The sequence below is a fragment of the Chryseobacterium sp. SIMBA_029 genome (genome assembly GCF_046535275.1).
In the GTDB taxonomy this organism is placed as follows: Bacteria; Bacteroidota; Bacteroidia; order Flavobacteriales; family Weeksellaceae; genus Chryseobacterium.
The window spans coordinates 1-299 of sequence record NZ_JAWRXA010000170.1; the positions used below are offsets into that span (position 1 = coordinate 1).

General features: G+C 35.8%; 1 pseudogene. It reads left to right on the top strand.

Features of this window, described 5'->3' with window-relative positions:
• Positions 1-53: 53 nt before the first annotated feature.
• Positions 54-299, top strand: a pseudogene (locus SB679_RS23680) (hypothetical protein); the annotation flags it as partial.

Genomic DNA, 299 nt, shown 5'->3' on the forward strand with positions numbered 1-299 from the left:
GTGGAAGTTCTGGCACACCTAACACGAATCCTCCAACCGATCCATGTGCAAAAATGAAAAGCCAAAATACACCTGAATTTCAATCTAAAGTTGGTGTATTGGAAACTAATCTAGATGAGAAAAAAGAAACGGGTTGGGTTGAAAAAAAAGATGGAACTTTTGAATATAAAGACACTGCATCTACAAATAATGACTCAAATTCTCTATCATTAGGTGACCCAACAAAAGATATGAAAGGTTATATGCATACACATGTCAATGATTTTCTAGATGACGATGGAGGTATGCGAAAAGGGTTT